Source organism: Streptomyces sp. NPDC054783, assembly GCF_053611725.1.
In genome coordinates, this window is record NZ_JBSHAY010000026.1 from 72,392 (window position 1) to 89,423 (window position 17,032).

A 17,032-nucleotide genomic window follows, 5' to 3' on the forward strand; every position below is an offset into this window, starting at 1 on the left:
AGGGGGGGGTTACCGGGTGGGGACACCTGTGTCCGAAGCGAGGAGCGGCCACCGCTCCGACGCCTGACGCTCTGACGTCTGCCTTTCCGCCGCATCGCCATCCGCGACGCGGCGATCACGAGCCTGCGCAAAAAGTGGACCCACAGGGGGGTTGGTGTGCGCAAAAGATGACGATCACACGTCTGGCGGCGCTCGGCCGTGAGGAGCCGCCGCTGCTCGCGCTGGCCCGGCGACTGCTCGCGGTCGCCGAGTCGGGGCTTCCGTCGATGCTGCTTCCCGGCGGCGAGGCCTTCGCCTTCACCATGGCCGGGCGGAAGGCGCCCGATGGTTCCTGGACGCTGGAGCGTCGCGGGACGAGTGCCCGGTACGCGGCCATCACCGCGCTGGGGGCAAGGTTCCTGCCCGAGGACCGCCAGCGCGCGGTGCTCGGCGGGCGTACCGCCGAGGAGTTCACGGGTCTGCTGGTCGAGTCGCTGCCCGGGGTGACCAACCTCGGCGACGCGGCACTCATCGCCTGGGCCGCCGCGGAGACCGGACATCCCAAACTGTCCGACGCCGTCGCGCGGGTCGGAGCCCTGGACGAGGACGGCCGGCCGCAGTACACCGTCGAGGCCGCGTGGGTGCTGTCCGCCCTGGCGGCGGCACGCGGCACGCTCGACGTGGAGAGCCGTTTCACCGCCGCCCGCGACCGTCTGCTGCGGGCCCGGATCGGCGGCAGCCCGCTGTTCCCGCACGCCACCGGGCCCGGCCTGGTGCCCTGGTACCGCGCCCATGTGAGCTGCTTCGCCGACCAGACGTACCCGCTCCAGGCCCTGGCCCGCGCCCACGCCAGCGGCGTCGGGGGCGGCGGCGATCCGCAGGCGCTGGCCGCGGCCGATGCGTGCGCGGCGCGCATCTGCGAGTTGCAGGGCGCCGGCGGGCAGTGGTGGTGGCACTACGACGCGCGCACCGGCGGTGTCGTGGAGGGCTACCCGGTCTACAGCGTCCACCAGCACGCGATGGCGCCGACCGCACTGTTCGACCTCGCCGACGCCGGCGGCACGGACTTCGGCGCGTCGGTCCGCAAGGGCCTGCGCTGGATGACGGACGTGCCCGAGCTGGCCGAACGCCCGGAGCTCCGGGAGCCGTTGATCCGCGACGAGCTCGGCGCCACCTGGCGCAAGGTCTACCGCGGCGACCCGAAGAAGGCCGTACGAGCCGCCAGGGGTCTCGGCACCCGCGTCGCTCCGAGCCTCCGCCTGAAGACCCTGGACCGGCTGTACCGGCCGCTCTGCGTGGACCGCGAATGCCGGCCGTACGAGTTCGGCTGGATGCTCCACGCCTGGCAGGGGGGCCGGATATGACGGCGCGCCGGTCCCTCTTCGGCATCGAGCTGGACCCGCTGACCATGGACGAGACCGTACAGCGCTGCCTGGAGGCGGTCCGGGACGGCAGACAGCTCGAGATCGGGGTGGTCAACGCCGCGAAGCTGGTGAACATGCGGCGGGATGCCCGGCTCGCCCGGGCCGTGACCGGCTGCGATCTCGTCCTCGCCGACGGACAGGCCGTGGTCTGGGCCGGCCGGGTGTTACGCGCCCCGCTGCCGGAACGGGTGGCCGGTATCGACCTGTTCCTGCGCCTGCTGGCCGAGGCGGAATCGGCCGGCATGTCCGTGTACTTCCTCGGCGCCAGACAGGACGCGCTGGAGCAGATGCTGCGCCGGATCGCCGACCGCTTCCCCCGCCTGAAGGTGGCAGGCAGCCGGAACGGCTACTTCGACGATTCCGAGCAGGAGGCGATAGCGGACACGATCGCCCGCAGCCGCGCCCAGATGCTGTTCCTCGGCATGACCTCGCCCAAGAAGGAGATCTTCACCGCCGCCCACGGCGCACGCACCGGCGCCCGCGTCGTCCACGGGGTCGGCGGCTCCTTCGACGTCCTCGCCGGGGTCACCAGGCGGGCGCCCGAGTCCTGGCAGCGGCGAGGGCTCGAATGGCTCTACCGCGCGCTGCAGGAGCCGCGCCGCCTGGGCCGGCGCTATCTCACCACCAATGCTGCCTTCGTCCTCATGACGGCGCGAGAGTTCCTCCGGCTCACCCCGTCGACCGCTCCCGCGAACAGGAGTCACTGATGCGCGTCGTCGTGGTTGGACAGGGATACGTCGGCCTGCCACTGGCCATCCGCGCCGCCGAGGTCGGGCACGAGGTGATCGGCTACGACGTCGACGCCCGGCGGATCAAGAGCCTTTCCGCCGGTGAGTCGTTCGTCGAGGACGTCTCCTCCGAGCGGATCCGCGCGGCACTGGACCGGGGCACCTACCGCCCGAGCGAATCGGCCCGCGACTGCGGCGGTTTCGACGTCGCCGTCGTGACCGTTCCGACCCCGCTGCACGAGGGCACTCCCGACCTCCGCTACATCAAGGAATCGGCGGTCACCCTCGCCCGCTACCTGCGCCCCGGAGCCACCGTCGTCCTCGAGTCGACCACGTACCCCGGCACCACCCAGGAGTTGTTCGCCCCGATCCTGGAGGACGGCTCGGGCCTCGCCGCCGGCGCCGACTTCCACCTCGGCTACAGCCCGGAGCGGATCGATCCGGGAAACGCCGTCTGGGGTTTCAAGGAGACCCCGAAAGTCGTGTCCGGCGTCGACGCGGCGTCACTCAAGGCCGTTCAGGACTTCTACGCACAGCTCGTCGACACCACCGTGCCGGTGAGGTCGCCCAAGGAGGCCGAACTCGCCAAGCTGCTGGAGAACACCTTCCGTCATGTGAACATCGCGCTGGTCAACGAGATCGCGATGTTCGCCCATCACCTCGACATCGACGTCTGGCAGGCCATCGACGCCGCCTCCACCAAGCCCTTCGGCTTCATGAGGTTCACGCCAGGACCGGGCGTCGGCGGCCACTGCCTGCCGATCGATCCCTCGTACCTGTCCTGGCGGGTGCAGCGCGAACTCGGCCAGAGCTTCCGCTTCGTGGAACTGGCCAACGACATCAACAACCACATGCCCGAGTACGTGGCGCGCCGGATCAGCGACCTGTTCAACGAAAGACGTCGGTCCGTGAACGGCTCGCGGATCCTGCTGCTCGGCCTGGCGTACAAGAAGAACACCGGCGACGCCCGCGAGTCCCCCGCCCTGCGCATCTCCCAACTGCTGCTCGACATGGGGGCCCAGGTCAAGGCGGCGGACCCGCACGTCGTCGAGGGCCTGTCGGTGGACACCCGGCTGGTGCGGGTCGAACTGACGCAGGATGAGCTGGCGTCCGCCGATGTCGTGGTGCTGCTCGCCGACCACGACACCTTCGACTACGAACTCATCGCCGAGCACGCCCCGTTCGTCCTCGACTGCCGTCGACGGCTGCCCTCCGGAACCACGATCGAGGTGCTCTGAGCCATGCCGCGAGTCGTCTGCGTCGCCGGGGCGCGACCCAACTACATGAAGATCAAACCGGTGATGGACGCCCTGGAACGCCGGGGCGCCGAGGTGCTCCTCGTCCACACCGGTCAGCACTACGACCCGGCCATGAACGACGTGTTCTTCTCCGACCTCGGCATCCGTCCGCCCGACCGCTTCCTCGGGGTCGGGTCCGGCACCCATGCCGAGCAGACCGGACGCGTGATGACCGCCTTCGAGCCCCTCCTCGGCGAGGTCTCCCCGGACGTCGTCGTCGTGGTCGGCGACATCAACTCCACCCTGGCCTGCGCCCTCGTCACGGCCAAGGCCGGGCCGCTGCTGGCGCATGTCGAAGCCGGGCTGCGCAGCCGCGACTGGAGCATGCCGGAGGAGGTCAACCGCGTCGCCACCGACCGCGTCAGCGACTACCTGCTGGCGCCTTCGCCCGACGCCGCCGACAACCTTCGGGCGGAGGGGTACCGGCACGACCAGATCCGCCTCGTCGGCAACGTCATGATCGATACGCTGCTGGCCAACCTGGAGCGGGCCAGGGCCTCGGACGTCCTGAGCCGGTTCGGGCTGACCAGAGGCGAGTACGGCCTGGTCACGCTGCACCGCCCCGCCAACGTGGACGATCCCGGGATCCTCGCCGCGCTCCTGAAGGCCCTGGGCGAGATCGCCGGCCGCTGCCCGCTGCTGCTGCCCGTGCATCCACGCGCGGCGCAGCGGCTGGCCGACATCGGCATCCCCGGCGGCATCCGGCTCGTGCCGCCCGCCGGATATCTGGACTTCATCGCCCTGCAGGACTCCGCCCGGCTCGTGCTGACCGACTCGGGCGGCGTACAGGAGGAGACCACCGCGCTGGGTGTGCCGTGCGTGACCCTGCGGGACAACACCGAGCGGCCCATCACCGTCGAGCAGGGCACCAACGTGCTGGCCGGCCGGGATCCGGCGCGCATCGTGACCATCGTGAACCGGGTTCTGGACGATCCGCCCGCGCCGCGCCGGCCCGACCTGTGGGACGGTCGTGCGAGCGACCGCATCGCCGACGTGCTGCTGGAGGGAGGCACCGCGAGCACACGACCGCGGCCCACCGACCGAACGTTCCCCATATGATCCGCTTGCGACATATGCTCGTCGAACGTCGGGTCGCGAGGGGGGACCACCATGGATCTGGCTGAGATCTTCCGTGTCATGCGCAGGCGCTGGTACGTCCTGCTGCCCGGGCTACTGCTGACCGCCGGTCTGACGGTCGCCGTGGCCCTGCTGGTTCCGGTCACCTACCAGTCGCAGAGCACGGTGGTGCTGCTGAACTCCCAGAAGGCCACCGTGGCCTACGACGGCAACCCGTTCCTCAGCGCCCAGACCTCGCTCACCGGCATGGCCGACAGCCTGGCCCGCAATCTCAACTCCGACGGCTCGGTGCGCGAGCTCAAGTCCCGTGGCGCCAAGGGGTCTTTCGAGGCCAAGCTCGCCGACAACGCCCAGGGGCCGCTGATGTGGCTGACCGTCACCGGCACCGACGAGGCCACTGTCCTGTCCTCGGACCGCGTCCTGACCGCGTTTGCCGAGGAGCGCCTGGATCAGTTCCAGCAACAGCAGTCGGTCGCCCCGAAGGCCATGATCCGCATGACGACAGTCGTGCCCCCGCAGAACCCGGTGGCGCAGACCAAGACCCGGCTCGAGTACATGGTCATGGCCGGGTGCCTGGGCCTGGTGTTGAGCCTGGTCGCCGTCTTCTACGTGGAGGCGCGCCGCCGGTCACGGACGTCCGCGCGATCGGAAGAACCCGCGCAGCCGGTCGCCGCCTCCCCCGAGCCGACGGCCGGGGAGCCGGACGCGGAACAGACCATCGCCCTCCGGTCCACGCCCAGCTGGTCGCGGCCCACCGAGAACAGGTCCGCCGAGAACCGGTCCGCCGCGGAACCGAGGGCCGGGCGGCCCGTCGTGGCCGTGGCGCCCGCCGCCGAGCCGCTCGACGAGGAGTCGACTCATGGACAGCGTTCGCACACCGGCCGGCGAGACCGCTGAGCCGAGCGACACTCCCGCTCCCGACTCCCTCGGCCGGAAGGTCCGTTCGGCGGCCCGGTGGAGCCTGATCAACACCGTGGTCATGCGCCTCGGCAACTTCGCCACCGGCATCCTGCTGGCGCGCTTCGCCCTCGGACCGGCCCAGTGGGGCGTGTACGGCATCGCCCAGACCGTGCTCCTGGTCCTGCTCTCCGCGAACGAACTGGGTGTCAGCCTGGCCATCGTCCGCTGGGACGGCGATCCCCGCCGTTTCGCGCCGACCGTGCTGACCCTGGCCACCGCATCCAGCGGCCTGCTGTACGCCGCCCTCTTCGTGTCGGCACCGACGGTGGCCGGGCTGCTCGACTCGCCCGACGCCTCGGGCGTCCTGCGGGTGATGTGTCTGTGTCTGGTGATCGACGGGGTGGCCCAGGTGCCCGCCGGCTTCCTGACCCGGCAGTTCGCCCAGGGCAGGCGGATGCTCGTCGACGCGGTCAACTTCGTCCTCAGCACCGGCGTGACGCTGGTGCTGGCCTTCGCCGGCTGGGGAGCGATGAGCTTCGCCTGGGGCGCGGTCGCGGGCAACATCGCCGCCCTCGTCGGCTGCGCCCTGGCCGCCCCCGGCACGCTGCGGTTCGGCTGGGACCCCCAACAGGCCCGCGCACTGCTGGGGTTCGGGCTTCCGCTGGCCGGCGCGAGCCTTCTCGCGCTCGCCGTCGTCAACGTGGACACCATGGTCGTCGGCTCCACGCTCGGCGGAGTCTCCCTCGGCTTCTACGTCCTGGCCTTCAACATGTCCGGCTGGCCGGTGCGCGTCATCTCCGAGGCCGCCCGCCGCGTCTCCTTCGCCGGTTTCTCCCGCCTCGCCGACTCCCCGCAGGCCCTCGCCCGGGGCTTCAGCCGCGCGCTGGGCGTCCTGGTCACCGGCACCGTACCCCTGTGCGTGCTGCTCGGCGGCCTCGCCGCCCCCGTGGTCCACCTGCTGTACGGGAGCAAGTGGCTGCCCGCCGCTGACGCGCTGCCCTGGCTGATGGCTCTGGGTCTGGTCCGCATCGGCTGTGAACTCGCCTACGACTGTCTCGTCGCCACCGGGCAGCGCCGCTCCCTGATCCTCACCCAGGGGCTGTGGGTCGTCGCCCTGATCCCCGTCCTCGTCGTCGGCGCACGCCTTCACGGCATCGTCGGCGTCTCCCAGGGCCATGTGCTGGTCGCCGCCGGTCTCGTCGTGCCCGCGTTCCTGTACGCCCTCGGCCGGGCCGGGATCGGCCTCGTGCCCATCGCCAGGGCCTGCGCCTGGCCCTTCTTCGGAGGAGCCGTGATGACCCTGGTCGTCCTCGCCGCGAAGCGGTTCCTGGGCGACGGCGCCCTCGCCCTGTTCGGCATCGGCGCGCTCGCCCTGGCCTGCTATGTGCTGTGCGTGCTGCCCAGCCGCCGTTTCCTGCTCGGCTCCCGGACACCGGAGACCGTATGACGAGGCTCCGCCGTCTGCTCGCCGTCCTGGCTCTCCTGCTGTCCGCCGCCTGCACTTCGGGCTCCTCGGGGACCGACTCCGCGCCGCCCGCCCGGAGCCACTCCCCCGGCACGTCTCCGACCGCCACCGCGGCACCGGGCGAAGCCGGTTTCCCCGACGCCCGCACCACCGGCCCACGCATCCCCCTGACACCGCACTCCACGGGGAACATGAGCGTCAGGACCGACGGGACCGTCATCAAAGGGTGGGACATCACCGGCTCACTCGACATCTACGCCAACGACGTGACCGTCATCGACAGCCAGATCACCTCCGCCAACTGGTGGGGGGTCAACCTGCGCCCCGGCTACCACGGCCTGAGGGTCCTCCACACCACGATCACCGCCGTCCCCGGCAAGGGCCCCGACAACGGCGGAGTGGACTACGCCGTCTCCAACATGGGCACCAGCTCCGTCGAGGTCGGCTGGTGCGACGTCTCCGTCTTCGGCAACGCCCTCTCCATGGGCCAGGGTCACCTCCACGACAACTACGTCCACGACCTCGTCCCCTTCCGCAACAACGGCGGCGAGTGGCAGCACGCCGATGCGGTGATCAGCGGCGGCGGCAGCAAGGGCAGGCTGATCATCCGTCACAACACCCTGCTGAACCCCGTCGCCGTCGACCGGGGAGCGTCCGCCGCCCTGGGCCTGTTCGCCGACACCGGCCATGTCTCCGACACCGTCGTCGACGGCAATCTGCTGGCCGGCGGCGCGTACGCCCTCTACGGGGGTGGCGCGGGCGCCACCGGGATCTCGGTCACGAACAACGTCTTCTCCACCCGGTACCACCGCAACAGCGGCGTCTACGGAGCCGTAACCGCCTGGAACGCCCGCGGTCCGGGCAACGTCTGGCGCAACAACCGCTTCTCCGACGGCACCCCGATCACTCCCGAGCCGACCGGCTGAGAAAGAGGATCATGCGACGCATCACCCGCGGCACCTGGGAGCTCCTCAAGCGCACCTTCGGCTGGCTCGTCCTCTTCGAACTGCGCAACAAGGTGCTGCTGCTGCCCTCCGCGCTGCGGCTGCGCCGTCTCGAAACCGCAGAGGTCCGTCGCCTCGAGGCCGCCGCCGCGCCCCTGCCCGCCGCCCTCGTCGCCACGGTCATCGCCACCCACCGCCGCCCCGACGAACTCCGGGCGGCCGTCCGGTCGGCCCTGGCCCAGACCGTGCGCGATCAGGTCGTGGTCGTCGTCGACGACGGCGCCGGTCTTACCGAACTCCCCGACGATCCAAGGCTGTTCGCCGTTTCGCTGGCCCGCAACACCGGCGTGGCCGGAGTCGTGCGCAATGTCGGCGTCCGCCTCACCCGCTCGCGGTACGTGGCTTTCCTCGACGACGACAACCAGTGGGAACCGGACCACCTGGAACGTGCGCTGGCGGTCCTGGAGTCCCCCGGCGGGCCGGACGGCGTCTACACGGCGCTGCGCCGCGTCCTGCCGGACGGGAGCGAGCGCGACATCCTGTCCGTGCCGTTCGACCGTCGCCGGGCCGCTCGGGAGTCCTTTCTGGACACCAACGCGTTCGTCGCGAGACGCAACCGGGCCTTGCACTTCAGCCGTCTGCGGCGTACCCCGGACGTGCTCCCGCGTGAGGACTGGGAGCTGGTCCGCCGGTACAGCCGCCGGTACCGCGTGCGCCATGTGCCGTACGCCACCGTGCGGTATCTGGTGAACCCCGGGAGTTTCTACACGACTTGGTCCGGCTGAGGTCCTGGAGTGACGCGCAGGGCGCCCGGCTTGAGCAGGGCGGCCGCCGCCGCCCGGCTGGCCCTCCTGCCGAGGGCGGCCCGCGACGTCTCACGCAGGAACACGGCACCGCGGAAGCACGCCGTCGCCACGGCGCCGTGACGCCGTTCGTACAGCCGCACCCGGTTGAGCGTGAGCAGGGTCCACAGCCGGGGCGAGACCTGGGAGTCGCCCCCCAGATGCACCGCTTCCGCCGTCGGCTCCAGATGCGTGCCGTATCCCAGGTCCCGTGCGCGCAGGCAGTACTCGGTCTCCTCCGAGTAGAGGAAGAAGGACTCGTCCCACGGACCGCAAGCGGCCAGGCAGTCGGCCGAGATGGCCATGAGCGCGCCGGTCGCCCAGTCCGCCCGTGTGGGCCGTCGATACGCGGCGGGGTCGGTGACGAGTTCGCTGAGGCGCGGGAAACGCCCGGCCCGGCGGTTGCCGATGACGGCCTCACCGAGGGCCCTCGACAGGCTCGACTCGCGGCGCAGCGAGTAGTGGGGGGTGTCCCGGCCCTCTTCGTACAGAAGGGGTACGGCGATCCCCACTCCGTCGCCGAGGCGCTCGACGAGCCGTTTGGCACAGCCCTGCCGCATACGGATGTCGGGGTTGCAGATGAGAGCGACGCCGTACTCACCGGCGGCGCCCAGGGCCGCGTTGATACCGGCGGCGTATCCGGCGTTGCGGCCGGTCCGGACGATGGTGGCGTCGGGTGCCAGCGTCTGGAGAACCTCGACGGTGTCGTCGGCCGAGTCGTTGTCGGCGACGACCAGCCGCCAGTCGAGGCCGGCCATGCCCTCGCCGAGCGCGGCGAGGAACCCGGGGAGCACCGGGGCGCTGTTCCAGGTGACGACGATGACGGCGACGGGACTCATCGGGACTCCACGAGTTGGGGGAGCTGGACTCCTGCGGTCTGACCGGGGTCATGCACTGCTGCGGCGGCAGCCTCGCGCCGTACGAAGCCCAGACAGCTGCCCCCCGCCCCCAGAATGAGGAAGAACATGCCGGCGAACATGGGGAAGCTGAGCGAGTCGAACGTGGCGCTGATGACCAGGGCGACCAGCGACGAGGCGAAGAAGGCCTGGCCCAGCTCGCGGTCGGACTCGGTGCGGGCCAGGCGCCGGATGGCGCCGCCGTGGTGGATGCCGGTGATGAACAGGACGAGCAGGGCGACGAGCCCGAGCACGCCCATCTCGGCCAGGCCCAGCATGTACTGGTTGTCCGTGAAGAAGTACAGGTCCGGAGTGAAGGTGCCGAAGCCCCGCCCGAACCACGGATGTTCCTTCAGATAGGGCGTGATCGCGCTGTACTTGACCGTGCGGGCCTGAGTGCTGCTGTCGGAGTTGGACAGAAAGGAGGCGAACAAGCCCGTGATCGTGCCGATCAGACCCGGCACGAGGGCCTTGAAGACGGCCACGGAGGCCGTCATCACGCCGATCGCGGCCCAGCGCCGGGCCGGTTTCCAGCGCGGTACCATCACCAGCGCCACCAGCAGCAGGCCGATGATCGAGGTCCTCGACACCGACAGGGGCAGCGCTCCGGCCATCAGCAGCACCGGGCCCCAGCGGCGCAGCGCGTGGAGGTGGCGTCGTACCGGGTCCAGGGCCTGCTGGACGGCGAAGGGCAGGAGGATCGCCAGCATGCCGGCGAACTCCAGCGGCTGGGCCGTGGTGGCCCGGGGCCGGGTGAAGGCGCCGCGGTCCATGACGCTCACCTGGGCCACGCTGGTCTGGAGCCCGGGGATGTGGATGGAGTCGGCGATGTTGGTGGCGGCGAAGAAGTCGTAGAAGCCGATCGCGGCCACGACGGATCCCATGACGACCATCCGGCGCATCAGGACGTCCAGCCGGCCGCGCTCCTGCACGGCCGCCGAGGTCAGCACGACGAGCGACACCCACACCAGGAACCCGATGAGCCCTCGGTCGGCCCCGAGGACCTCCTCGTGCGAGCTCTCGCGCATCGCGTCCGCGACGTACGCCGCCAGCACGGCCAGACCGAGCCCGCACAGCGCGACCCGGGGGGTCCTGGTCCCCGGCGCCGGAAGGACACGGCCGCCGAGCCAGGTCGCGAGGTACCACAACAGTCCGAGCAGGGCGAAGACGTTGGCCGGGGTGCCGACGCCGCCGAGCGCGGGCAGCGCCAGGTTCGACGGGATGAAGAAGGCCAGCGCCAGGTAGACGGTGAGGACCGCCGTGGCGTCGACCCGTCGGGCGAGCAGGCCTGCTCGTACCCGTCGGCGGCTGGGGGCGTCCTGCGGTCGCGGGACGAGGCCGTTCCCGGCGCGGCGCCGGCGGCGGACCACCGCGACGCCCTCCAGCAGGATCGACAGCAGGAACGCGCTGACGACGCCCAGGATGACGACCGCCGCGATGTCCTGATAGCGGGTCTTGGACTTCGACACCGGGGTCTGCGGCAGGACGACCGGCGCTGTCTGGACGAAGTAGGTGGGCGGGACCTTCGCGGCGGCCTGCAGGGCCTTCAGTTGCTCGCCGGCGAAGTCCGTCAGGGTGTTGGTCTCCTTGAGCACCTTGGCCCGGTCGGTTCCGGTGACGCTGAGCGAGAGCAGCGGGCTCTCGCTTTCCGGCGCGAACCCGGCCGTGTACGGATCCGTGACGCCCCGGCTGTGCAACTCCTTGGCGGCGTCGGCCGATTCAAGGGTTCTGATCAGTACGTCGGCCGTGACGATGAGCGAACCGCCCGCATTGGAGATGGGGTTGCCGAACGTGGGGGCCAGCCGGGCCACGGCCGAGGAGTCCAGCAGTGCGACCGAGCTCTGCGACTGGTAGGAGACGGGCACGGTCACGTACAGATAGGCGCCGCCGAGCAGACTGAGCAGGGTGAGGGGCACCATGAAGTACCAGCGTCTGCGCAGAATGGCCCATATCTCGCCAAGGCTCACGAACCATCCCCCCATTCGGTGGCATCCAGCCGCGCGTCCTGCCAGTATCGGAGGTGACGGAAGGAACTCGTATGTCGCCCGGGAACGTCGCCGATGCGCTGCTCCGCCGCTGGTACGTCGTGGTGGTCGCGCTGCTGCTGACGGCCGCGGGGGCGTACCACGTGCTGCGCCCCGCCCCCCAGTACGTCGGCTCCGCGGTGGTCGTCCTCAAACCGCCGGTGACACGGAACCAGCCCAACCAGCTCACCAATCTGCAGCCGCCGCTCGCCGTGGTCTCCTACGCCGTCATCCAGCAGCTGCAATCCCCCACTGGTGCCGCGGAGTTGACTGCGGCGGGCGTCCGCGGGGCCTACCACCTCGTCCCCCGCAACAGCGGCACCAGCGCGACGCCGCGCTACCTGATCCCTTCCCTGCAGGTGCAGTCGCAGGCGTCGGACCCCGACGCCGCCGTCACCGCGGTGCGACGCATCATCGACGTCTACACCAAGCACGTCGAAGAGATGCAGACGGTCCAGGGAGTCCCCGCCGGGTCGCGGATCACCGCCTCCGTCCTGACCTCCCCGAGCGCCGCCGAGGTACAGGGCGACAAGAGCCGGGGCCTGGCCGGCACCGCCCTGCTGGGCCTCGCCGGGGGCGTTCTCGGCGCCTTGTGGCTCGACCGGTATGTGAGGGGCCGCCGTCAGGTCGCGCCCGGCCGGCACGCCGGTCCCGTTCCCGCGACCGGCTGAGCAGAACTGGTCGCTCATCAGATACCGCGCCGCTTCCAGGACTCCCACCACAGCCACTCCCGCCCGCGCTCGGCCACCGCCGACCACACCAGCGGCTGCAGATACGGCATCGCCCTCGGACCGATCCGCCTGCGCAACCGCAGGGCGCGGTACTCGGGCAGCGCCTTGTACCCCGACAGGCACTGCTCGGCGAAGGCCACACAGTCATCGACCGGTACGACCCCTGTGCGCCCCCGGTCGTAGGCACGGTAGGCCCGGCGCAGCGCGAAACGGGCGAGCCGGGTGTGCACCTCGAGGGCCAGGCGGTCGGCGTGGGGCAGCCGGTCGGCACATTTGGCGAGCACCGAGTCGAAGGCAAGTCGGCGCTGGCGCAGATCGTCCAGCTGACCGCCGAAGTCGGTCGTGGACATGTTCTTGCCGTGGACGCGGTAGAAGGCCTGATCGGCGCCGCGTACGTAGCCGACGTCGGCGTGTGCGGCGAGCCGCATCCACATCTCGATGTCGCCGGCGTGCGGAAGTTCGGGGTCGTAGCCGCCGACCGTGCGCTGCAGGCTGGTGCGGACGACGACCTCCGGGGAGGTGATGCAGCCGGTGCCCTCGCGGAAGCGCCGCTCCAGCCACCACTGGCCGGGGTGGACGACCGAGCCGGTACTCCGCGTACGGGCCTTCGGCAGCGGGCCGCCGTGCTGGAAGCGCAGAGGGCGGCCGTAGGCGAATCCCGCCTCGGGGTGGGCGTCCAGGAGCGCGGCGGCCCGGACCAGCGCGCCCGGGACCAGCCGGTCGTCGGCGGACAGGAGCGCGACGTAGTCGCCGTCGGCCCATTCCAGCAGGCCCTCGTTGTAGGTGGCGATGTGGCCCTTGTTGGTCTCGTGCGCGCGGACCTCGATGCGCGGGTCGGCGGCGGCCAGCTTGTGCGCGATCTCCGCCGAGTCGTCGGGCGAGGCGTCGTCGATGATGAGCACCCGGACGTCGACGCCGTTCTGCTCGTCCAGGACACTGCTGACGCAGTCGGCGAGGAAATGGCCGTACTTGTAGCAGGGGATCACAACACTGACGGTGCTCATCGGTGGGCAAGCCAATCCCCGCTGGTGGCCTCCGGGTTGCGCGGGGACCACCAGCGGTGCGCTCGGGTCGGTCAGTTCTTCTTCTTGCGGACGGTCTTGCTGGTCAGGGTCCAGCTGCGGGACCTCACCGTGTGGTGGTGCCCGTCCCGGGCCGTGACCGTGACCGTGAACCGTGTGCCGTCCGGCAGCGGGGCGGACAGGTGGACGGACACCTTGTGGGTGGCCCGGTCGTAGGAGGTGATGGCTGTGACGTGGAGCTTCCTGGCGGCAGCCGCCTCGGGGCCCGGCAGGATGGTCACGGTCGCCTCCACGGACGACACGGACTTGTCGGTCACCGTCATGACGAGGGCGCTCGCCGCGTCGGCGGTGTGCGTCGCCGAGGACGCGGTCGCCTCCGAGGCGGTGGCCGCCGCCAGAGACCCGCTGGGATTGTCGGCGGTGAAGATCGGGCCGACCCAGTAGTCCGCGGATCCGTAGGAGCTGTTGGGGAAGGCCGAGCCGGCGCCGTACCGGTAGAGCCCGTTGTGGTGCGCGGTGGTGTCGGCGGTGGCGGTCAGCGGATACGACTGGTGGGCCGCCGCGAAGTAGCCGCCGTCCACCGCGTAGTTGCCGTTCGGCGCGTGGTACGAGACGACGTACGGGGTTCCGGCGGTGATGGCCACCGGCGTGGCGAACGTCAACTGCTGCCAGCCGGAGGCCGTCTCGCCGGTGAAGGTGCCGGTGGCGAGCAGCGTGCCGTCGTCGGTCCACAGGCTGCCGGTGTGGGTGCCCGTGTTGCCGGTGCCCTTGTAGAAGGTGACGCCGGTGACCCAGCCGCTCGCCGAGGACGTGAACCGGGTGCCGAGCTCGACGGAGTTGGCGTCGCCGGTCATGTCGGGGGTGGCCGGCACGGCGGAGGAACTCCACAGCGTGCAGGGGCAGGTGACCGCGGGCGGGGTGGAACTGGTGGTGAAGGACCAGGTCACCGGGTCCGTCATGGCGTTGCCCCACACGTCGGAGGCCTGGACGGAGGCGGTGTACGCGGTGTGCAGCGCCAGCTCCGTCGACGGGGTGAAGGTCGCCTTGTTCGACGCGGGGAAGGTGACGGCTCCCGGCACGGAGTTGCCGTCCGGGTCCTTCAGGCTGATCCTCAGGCTGTCGGGGTCGACGGCCGAGCTGAAGGTCGCCGACACCGGGGCCGTGATCGACGCGTCGGTCGCCCCGGAGGTCGGGGAGGTGGAGGTGACGGTGGGCGGGGTCGTGCTGGCCGTCGAGGTGTCCAGCACCACGTCGACCCAGTAGTTGCTGCCGGAGGACTGCGAGGACGGGAACGCGCTGGTCGAGCCGTAGTGGTAGACGCCGTTGCCGCCGTCGGTGCCGGACTTCAGTGCCGTGAGCGGGGCGAGGCCGGCGTCGCTGTCGGAGAAGTAGCCGCCGTCGTAGGAGTATCCGCCGTTGGGGGCGAAGTACGAGGCGACGTAGGTGGTGTTGGCCTTGACGCTCACCGGGGTGGCGAAGTTCAGCTGCTGCCAGCCGGAGGCCGTCTCGCCCGTGAAGGTGCCGGTGGCCAGGCGGGTGCCGGAGGCGCTCCACAGGCTGCCGGTGTGTGTTCCGGTGTTGACCGGTGACTTGTAGAAGCGGACGGCGGTGATGGAGCCGGCCGCCGTGGTACGGAACTTGACGCCGAGCTCCACCGAGCTGCCGTCGCCCCCGTTGACGGTGCCGGGCACGGCCGTGGCCGGGAAGACGGTGCAGGGGCAGGCCTGGGGGCCGACGGTGACCGGGACGGTGGCGACGGCGCCGATGTTGACGCTGTCGTCGACGGCGCGGACCTTGATGGACGCGGTGCCGGGACTCGTCGGGGTCCAGCTGTAGCTCCAGGACGCGAGGCCCTTTGCGGCCTTCCAGGTGGTTCCGCCGTCCGTGGACACCTCCACGCGGGCCACCACGCCTCCGCCGGAATCGGTGGCGGTACCGGTGATGGTGACCGGCTTCAGCGCCGGGACGGTGACACCGGAGGCGGGGCTCGACACGGTGACCGTCGGGCCGGTGGTGTCGGTGGAGGCGCCGGCTGCGACGAGGTTGCTCTGCAGGGTCAGCGACTGGACACCCATGTCGGCGAGGATGTTCACCGTCGCCTGCTGCATACGGGAGTCCTCGGTGACCACCGTGTCGGCGGGGTTGTAGGTCGGGACGTTGGTCAGGCCCCACGACCACTGCACGGTTCCCGAGCCGAAGACCAGTGCCCCGGAGTCCTGGTCGCGGAACTCGACCAGGTTGTGCGTTGCCGTGCCGTTGCCGTACACGTTGCCCCAGTCCATGCGGAGCTTGCCGTCGTTGATGTCCACCGTCGTGGACGACACGTCGATGGCTCCGGCGGGTCTGGTGCTGTTGTCGATGTCGCTGTCCCACTCGTAGCCGAGGGTGCCCGTCGGGAAGGTGGCGGTCTGGCCGGCGGTGAGGTTCGCGATGGAGGTGTTGCGCCAGATCCGGTTCCTGCCGTACGAGCCGGGCACCGTGATCGCGTCGCTGCGATAGCCGTTCACCTGGAACATGGAGCCGGTGAGGATGTTCGGCGGCTGGTAGTCCTGCCCGTAGTGGGTGCTGGCCGGGTCCATCCAGGTGCCCGTCCAACTGCCGCTCGGGTCGGCGATGCCGTTGTTCTGCGCCATCTTGGTCATCTTGTAGCAGACCAGGGTCCGGTCCGCCGTGTTCGTGCCGTCGATGCTCGGGGCGAGCCGGGTCTTCCAGAAGACCTCGTTGCCGCTGAAGAAGGCCTCCCGCACGCCGGCCTTCCTGGCCGCCAGGACGTTGGAGTACTGGCTCTGCGTCCAGTACTCGTCATGGCCGGAGGACATGTACGCCTTGTGCTTCTCCAGCAGGGTGGCACCGCCGGCCGACGACACGTCCACGCCGGACAGATAGCTGACGTCGTAGCCGTTGCGCTCCAGCCAGGACAGCATCATGTACTCGGAGCCGTAGATGCCGTTGTCGCCGCCGATGTCCAGCGGCCGGTTGTAGCTGACCTCGTAGGCCCGGCCGTCCGGCGCGGGCCCGGCGCCGCCGTAGAGGTCCTGGCCGCCGTAGTCGTTGTAGGCCTGCCAGGTCTGGTCGCTGGTCTGTACGACGACGTCGGAGGTACTGGAGTCCTTGCGGACGACGAACGGGTACGGCATCAGGCCGTCGCCGTCCGTCTGCGTCAGGTTCGCGATGTACAGGCCGGACACGGCGTCGCTGGGCACCGTCCAGCTCGCGGTCACGGGCCAGTTGCCGCAGTCGACCAGTCCGGTGCCGCTCTTGGTCGTACAACTCGCCGGTTTGGTGAGGTAGTTGGCCGGATGGGTCACGGCCGCCTGGGTCGCGGTGGACATCTCGCGCGCGCCGTCGCCGCCGTACCAGCCCAGCCGGTAGATCTCGATGTGGTACGGGACCTTCGACTGGACCTTGAACTGGACGGTGTCGCCGGCCTGGACGCTCTCCTTGGTGGAGAAGCCCTGGATGTCGCCGTACGCGTTGGGCGAGAACCAGTCGGACTTGGGGCTGCCCGGCTTGGAGTTCTCGCAGACGACCGGGTTCGAGCCCGTTCCGCACGGGTCGGATGCCGCCTGGGCGGTCGCGGCCTGCGGGAGCACCGCCCAGATCAGTGCTGCTACGACGGCGAGGCGGCCGCCCCGGAGCCGTCTGCTCCATCTGTTCATGTGTACCTCTCAGCGGTGCTGTGCAGGACCGGCCCGTGCGGCC

At 70.6% G+C, this 17,032-nt stretch carries 13 protein-coding genes; 9 read left to right on the top strand and 4 right to left on the bottom strand.

Annotated elements, in window-relative coordinates:
• The first annotated feature begins 167 nt into the window (after positions 1-167).
• The 8 genes from ACWGJ5_RS34115 to ACWGJ5_RS34150 are packed head-to-tail and all read left to right on the top strand — an operon-like array spanning position 168 to position 8,600.
• A complete protein-coding gene (locus ACWGJ5_RS34115; RefSeq protein ID WP_453313501.1) occupies positions 168-1,343 on the top strand; it encodes a hypothetical protein in 1,176 nt (391 codons plus the stop codon).
• A complete protein-coding gene (locus ACWGJ5_RS34120) occupies positions 1,340-2,110 on the top strand; it encodes a WecB/TagA/CpsF family glycosyltransferase (RefSeq protein WP_453313502.1) in 771 nt (256 codons plus the stop codon). Before ACWGJ5_RS34115 ends, ACWGJ5_RS34120 begins: the two co-directional genes overlap by 4 nt.
• Positions 2,110-3,369: a nucleotide sugar dehydrogenase gene (locus ACWGJ5_RS34125; protein WP_453313503.1), complete on the top strand. Its 1,260-nt coding sequence runs from the start codon at positions 2,110-2,112 to the stop codon at positions 3,367-3,369. The genes ACWGJ5_RS34120 and ACWGJ5_RS34125 overlap by 1 nt, the downstream gene beginning before the upstream one ends.
• A gap of 3 nt (positions 3,370-3,372) precedes the next feature.
• Complete coding sequence (gene wecB, locus ACWGJ5_RS34130) at positions 3,373-4,488, top strand: non-hydrolyzing UDP-N-acetylglucosamine 2-epimerase (protein ID WP_453313504.1); 1,116 nt, start codon at positions 3,373-3,375, stop codon at positions 4,486-4,488.
• 51 nt (positions 4,489-4,539) lie between these two features.
• The gene (locus ACWGJ5_RS34135) at positions 4,540-5,403 is read left to right on the top strand and encodes a Wzz/FepE/Etk N-terminal domain-containing protein (RefSeq protein ID WP_453313505.1); all 864 of its coding nucleotides are present in this window, start codon (positions 4,540-4,542) and stop codon (positions 5,401-5,403) included.
• Positions 5,366-6,853: an oligosaccharide flippase family protein gene (locus ACWGJ5_RS34140; protein WP_453313506.1), complete on the top strand. Its 1,488-nt coding sequence runs from the start codon at positions 5,366-5,368 to the stop codon at positions 6,851-6,853. The genes ACWGJ5_RS34135 and ACWGJ5_RS34140 overlap by 38 nt, the downstream gene beginning before the upstream one ends.
• The gene (locus ACWGJ5_RS34145; RefSeq protein WP_453313507.1) at positions 6,850-7,797 is read left to right on the top strand and encodes a hypothetical protein; all 948 of its coding nucleotides are present in this window, start codon (positions 6,850-6,852) and stop codon (positions 7,795-7,797) included. Before ACWGJ5_RS34140 ends, ACWGJ5_RS34145 begins: the two co-directional genes overlap by 4 nt.
• 11 nt (positions 7,798-7,808) lie before the next feature.
• Positions 7,809-8,600 (top strand): glycosyltransferase family 2 protein, encoded by a 792-nt coding sequence (locus tag ACWGJ5_RS34150; protein ID WP_453313508.1) that lies wholly within the window; start codon positions 7,809-7,811, stop codon positions 8,598-8,600.
• Here ACWGJ5_RS34150 and ACWGJ5_RS34155 read toward each other — a convergent pair.
• Positions 8,579-9,496: a glycosyltransferase family 2 protein gene (locus tag ACWGJ5_RS34155; protein WP_453313509.1), complete on the bottom strand. Its 918-nt coding sequence runs from the start codon at positions 9,494-9,496 to the stop codon at positions 8,579-8,581. The two genes, ACWGJ5_RS34150 and ACWGJ5_RS34155, sit on opposite strands and share 22 nt — an antisense overlap.
• Entirely contained in the window at positions 9,493-11,520 is a 2,028-nt protein-coding gene (locus ACWGJ5_RS34160; RefSeq protein ID WP_453313510.1) for an O-antigen ligase family protein, read from the bottom strand. The genes ACWGJ5_RS34155 and ACWGJ5_RS34160 overlap by 4 nt, the downstream gene beginning before the upstream one ends.
• Before the next feature lie 71 nt (positions 11,521-11,591).
• Here ACWGJ5_RS34160 and ACWGJ5_RS34165 point away from each other — a divergent pair, with 71 nt between their 5' ends.
• Positions 11,592-12,248 (top strand): hypothetical protein, encoded by a 657-nt coding sequence (locus ACWGJ5_RS34165; protein ID WP_453313511.1) that lies wholly within the window; start codon positions 11,592-11,594, stop codon positions 12,246-12,248.
• 17 nt (positions 12,249-12,265) lie between these two features.
• Here ACWGJ5_RS34165 and ACWGJ5_RS34170 read toward each other — a convergent pair whose 3' ends face one another.
• Together ACWGJ5_RS34170 and ACWGJ5_RS34175 are read right to left on the bottom strand one after the other, a co-directional pair.
• The gene (locus tag ACWGJ5_RS34170) at positions 12,266-13,312 is read right to left on the bottom strand and encodes a glycosyltransferase family 2 protein (protein ID WP_453313512.1); all 1,047 of its coding nucleotides are present in this window, start codon (positions 13,310-13,312) and stop codon (positions 12,266-12,268) included.
• Between the two features lie 71 nt (positions 13,313-13,383).
• Positions 13,384-16,989 (bottom strand): DUF4082 domain-containing protein, encoded by a 3,606-nt coding sequence (locus tag ACWGJ5_RS34175; RefSeq protein WP_453313513.1) that lies wholly within the window; start codon positions 16,987-16,989, stop codon positions 13,384-13,386.
• Positions 16,990-17,032: the final 43 nt, after the last annotated feature.